Genomic DNA, 3,965 nt, shown 5'->3' on the forward strand with positions numbered 1-3,965 from the left:
ACCGCGCAGTACGCCGACTATGTGCGCAGCGCCGGCAACCCTTCACTCGTCGGTGCGCCGTTGGAGCCCCCACCCCGCCCGGCCGCCGGCGGGGTCCAGGCCCTCGACGTACCACTGTCGCCGGCGCCGGAAGATCCGCAGAAATACTGGCTAGATCTGAGCAAGATGGTGGTTCAAGATCCAAAGTCGTTGGGCCCTTACGGATACCACGAACTGGTCCCCCATTCCGGTGTCTGGTACCCCGACGTCCCGTCTGGTCCAGCCGAAGCGCCGGTGGATCTCAAAGACATCGTGCAGCTCGCGCCGGGCGCGCTGGGCCCGTCCCGATATCAGGAACTTATCCCTGGCTCTGGCACATGGGTACCGGAGCCGCACGCTTTCTACGCTCCCGGTGTGCCGGATAAGCCACCGGAGTTTCCGATCGATGTGCGCCGCCTGATCCAGGTTCCCGACGGACAGTTGGCGCCGTTTGATTCCAAGCAGATCGCGCCAGGGCTGTGGTATCAGCTGCCCCCTCATCCGCGGTGATCGGCTAGGCGAATGCGGCGACGAAGAGGCGCAGTTGTTCGGCCTCGTTGTCCAAACTCTCGTACAGCGACGCCATAGCCTGCGATTGCAGCGAGGTGCGGAGCCGCTTAGTAGCCTCGATCAGCCGTTGGTGAGCATCGCTCAGCTCCGCAACGCAGATTTCGGTGCTGACCGCACCGACCACCACGGTGTCGGCGGCCCTCAGATCGAAATGCATCACTGAGCGCGGCGGATCATCCGGAGACGGAAGGGCCCGGAACAGCCGAGACGCGCACAGCTGGTCGGCGTGCAGCAGGGCGCGCATCTGCGCTTCCACCGCGGCGGCCAAAAGGTAGAGCTGCGTCGGCGTGTTCCCCAACCTGGGTTGGTCGACGCCGGTGCGACCCAAGTCGCCGTAGGTTCGGACCGCCTCGGCGACGGCATGCAGCTCGTTGATCACCCATACAGCGTCGTGGGGATGGCACGTAATCTTCACGGTCTCAGTTGCTCCCAGTGATGTTCTCGCCCAACGGTTCCCGCAGTTTGACCAGCAGTTGTATCGCCTCACCGCGTTCACCCTCATCGAGCCAGGGCATGATCCGCACGATGGCCTCTTCGGCTTCGCGCGCTGAGTTGGCCATCTCGCTCATCAACGCTTCTCGAGCCTCCGGGCTGATGGCGCGCTGGTGTTGGGACAGGGCTGATCGCAGAGCCAGAATCTGCCGGGCCAACGCGAAACGATCTCCCCCCTCCGGCTGGGCCGGGGCAAGCGGCGGGTTATCTGTGCGGGGTGTTTCTGAAGTTGCGTCGTCCCCTGTAGTGATCGTCTGTTGCGGCTTCTTGGCGCGGGAAGGACGCGAAGTTTTGAGGGGTCGCGGCTTGCCCCCGGCGAGAGTCGCTTCGATGCTGCCGGGCTCCCATTCGAGGGCGTCCTCGATTGCGCGGGCAGTACGCGGACGCAATCCCCGTTTGGGTGTGCGCTTGACAATTTCGATGTTGCGGATCATGTCCTCGGAGACACGTCCGGCCGTGGCTACCTCGAGCTGTGTCAGGCCCAACTCCCTGCGCCGCGCCCGGACCGCCGCTGCGAGCTGATCCCAAGACATGATGGGCAACATTTTGCCTTAGGAAGCGGGAAAAAACCTGCTCCTGGACGACCAACCAGGAAAATTCCTGGTTCGAGGGCTTTGGCGGCGGTCCTCACCTGCGTATTTTCTCTCGCGATGCGGCCTATTTGAACACGGCCAACCTAGCGGGTGGTGTGCCACGACGGCTCAGCGACGCGCCGTGCTGGGCCCCAAAACCAGGAAAATTCCTGGTTTTGGTGTCGGTGCCGTCTGCCAAAGGAAATAACCTCTGAACTGCACCGATATGGTTTTTCGCGGTACTTCGAACCGGGTAATTTCCGGTTTTTGGCGGTTGTAAGGATGCAAAACCAGGAAAATTCCTGCTACGGTGCAATCCGAAGCAGGAAAATTCCTGGTTTGAGCATGAGAGGACATCCCGACGATGAGCAATCAGACCGCCATCGAGCAGGCATCTTCCGGGGCGCGTTCGGTGGATCGCAGCAGCCACGCCGGCGTGCGGCTCTACCACACCAGCGAGCCCACGCCGTGCCAGACAGTCGACCCGAACCGCACCCGCAACGGCCAGGAGCTGTGGTTTTCCCAATTCAAGGACCGCGTCTTGGCGGTCCGGGCGTGCCAGGACTGCCCGTTCATCGGCCGCTGCGGCTACAACGCCGTCGCCGCCCGGGAGGAGTACGGCGTGTGGGGCGGCATCTCCTTGCCCGGCGACAAGAGCGATATCGAGCAGCTGGAAGCGGCCTACGACTACCTGCTGGCGCAGTTCGAGCGGCGCCGGCACGTCGAACTTCCCGGCCTGCCCGCCCCGGCCATGCCGTCCTCGTCGGTGCGCCGCCGACGCGCGAGCGCCGACGTCCACAGCACTGCGGCGTGACGCGGAAGGCGGCGGACCGATGCCCTCGAACGCGGCCCTGCCCGCCACCGTGCCCGTAGCCACCTCCACCGATGGCGTCACGCGGGTCGAAGTCGGCGCCATGCACCATCAAGCGCCTTCTGCCCGGAATGGGGCGGCGACGGCGGTGGTGACTGCCACCGCGATAGAGATGAAGACGGCGCACTAAGCCCGTTGTCACAGGTGGCCTTTACAGTCGTGGCTGTGCAGATGCGTTATCGGTATCGCATTGAACCGACACCGGCCCAGCAGGAGATGTTGGCGCGGGTGTTCGGATGCACTCGGGTGGTGTTCAACGACACGTTGCGGGTCCGGGATGAGGCTTACCGGGCCGGGGTGAAGTTGTCCGACAGCGAGATTCAACGCCGGGTGATCACTGCGGCCAAGACCACCGAGGAACGGGCCTGGCTGGCCGAGGTGCCCAGTGTGGCGTTGGTGCAGTCGGTCAACGACTCCCGCCGGGCGTGGCGCAACTTCTTCGACTCGGCCACCGGGAAACGCAAGGGCCGCAGGGTGGGCCGGCCGCGGTTCAAATCCCGCAAGGATACCCGACAGTCGTTCCGGCTCACCCGCAACGGCTTCTCGATCCGCGACAACGGCCGGTTGTTCGTGGCCAAGGTCGGCGAGGTCGAGGTGCGCTGGTCACGCGAGCTGCCATCGACGGCCTCTTCGGTCACGATCACCCGGGAACCCGACGGGCATTTCTACGCCAGCTTCGTCGTCGACGTCACGGCCACACCGCTGCCCGTGGTCGAGCGGGAAGCCGGCGTGGATGTCGGGATCGCGCGGCTGGCCACGGTCGCCACCACCGACGGCCATCGAATCGACGTCGCCAACCCGAAGCATCTGGGCCGCAAACTACGCAAGTTGCGCCGATTGGAACGGGAGAAAGCTCGCCGGCAGAAAGGATCGGCTAACAGGGCCAAGACCAGGCGCAAGGTTGCAATCGCGCATAACGAGGTTGCCCGTGCTCGGCGGGATTATCACCACAAGCAGGCTTTGGCGTTGGTTCGTGAGAATCAAGTGATCCACGTCGAGGACCTCAACATCGCAGGGATGGTCCGCAACCGCCGGCTGGCACGCGTGATTAGTGATGCCGGGTGGGGGCAGTTCGTGAAGATCATCGGTGAGAAAGCCGACCACTACGGACGTACCGTGCACACGGTTTCACGGTGGTTGGCGTCGAGCAAAACCTGCTCAACATCTGGGTGCGGGTATCGGCTCGACGCACTTCCGCTACAGATCCGCAGGTGGGTGTGCCCGGCATGCCAGGTGATCCACGACCGCGACCACAACGCCGCCAAGGTCATTCTCGCTGCCGGGCGGGCAGAGAGACTAAACGCCTGTGGAGCCCATGTAGGACCGCAACCCGTTGCGGCAGTGTGCGTTGAACAGGGAAGCACCCCAACAGCGGCGTAGGCCGCCAAACGGGAATCCCCGGACCTTTGTCCGGGGAGCACGTCAAGCCCCATCCCGTAGGG

Annotated in this window: 5 protein-coding genes and 1 pseudogene; 4 read left to right on the top strand and 2 right to left on the bottom strand. The window is 64.2% G+C overall.

Going from position 1 to position 3,965, the window contains the following annotated elements; translation table 11 throughout:
- Nucleotides 1-528: pseudogene (locus tag HPC46_RS33870) on the top strand (hypothetical protein); the annotation flags it as partial.
- 4 nt (nt 529-532) lie between these two features.
- Here HPC46_RS33870 and HPC46_RS33875 read toward each other — a convergent pair.
- Together HPC46_RS33875 and HPC46_RS33880 are read right to left on the bottom strand one after the other, a co-directional pair.
- Nucleotides 533-967 (bottom strand): hypothetical protein, encoded by a 435-nt coding sequence (locus tag HPC46_RS33875; RefSeq protein WP_179476362.1) that lies wholly within the window; start codon nt 965-967, stop codon nt 533-535.
- A 40-nt stretch (nt 968-1,007) separates the two neighbouring features.
- Nucleotides 1,008-1,514, bottom strand: coding sequence for a DNA-binding protein (locus HPC46_RS33880; RefSeq protein WP_325096873.1), 507 nt, complete (start codon nt 1,512-1,514; stop codon nt 1,008-1,010).
- Nucleotides 1,515-2,016: 502 nt separating this feature from the next.
- On the opposite strand from HPC46_RS33880, the gene HPC46_RS33885 reads away from it, so the two are divergent.
- From HPC46_RS33885 to HPC46_RS33895, 3 genes are read left to right on the top strand one after another with little or no spacing between them, the layout of a single operon-like run.
- On the top strand, nt 2,017-2,466 hold the full coding sequence (locus tag HPC46_RS33885; RefSeq protein WP_179476364.1) for a WhiB family transcriptional regulator: 450 nt from the start codon (nt 2,017-2,019) through the stop codon (nt 2,464-2,466).
- Nucleotides 2,467-2,485: 19 nt separating this feature from the next.
- Nucleotides 2,486-2,653: a hypothetical protein gene (locus tag HPC46_RS33890; protein WP_179476365.1), complete on the top strand. Its 168-nt coding sequence runs from the start codon at nt 2,486-2,488 to the stop codon at nt 2,651-2,653.
- A 41-nt stretch (nt 2,654-2,694) separates the two neighbouring features.
- The gene (locus tag HPC46_RS33895) at nt 2,695-3,903 is read left to right on the top strand and encodes an RNA-guided endonuclease InsQ/TnpB family protein (protein WP_218894947.1); all 1,209 of its coding nucleotides are present in this window, start codon (nt 2,695-2,697) and stop codon (nt 3,901-3,903) included.
- Nucleotides 3,904-3,965: the final 62 nt, after the last annotated feature.

The organism is Mycolicibacterium vinylchloridicum (assembly GCF_013404075.1).
In the GTDB taxonomy this organism is placed as follows: Bacteria; Actinomycetota; Actinomycetes; order Mycobacteriales; family Mycobacteriaceae; genus Mycobacterium; species Mycobacterium vinylchloridicum.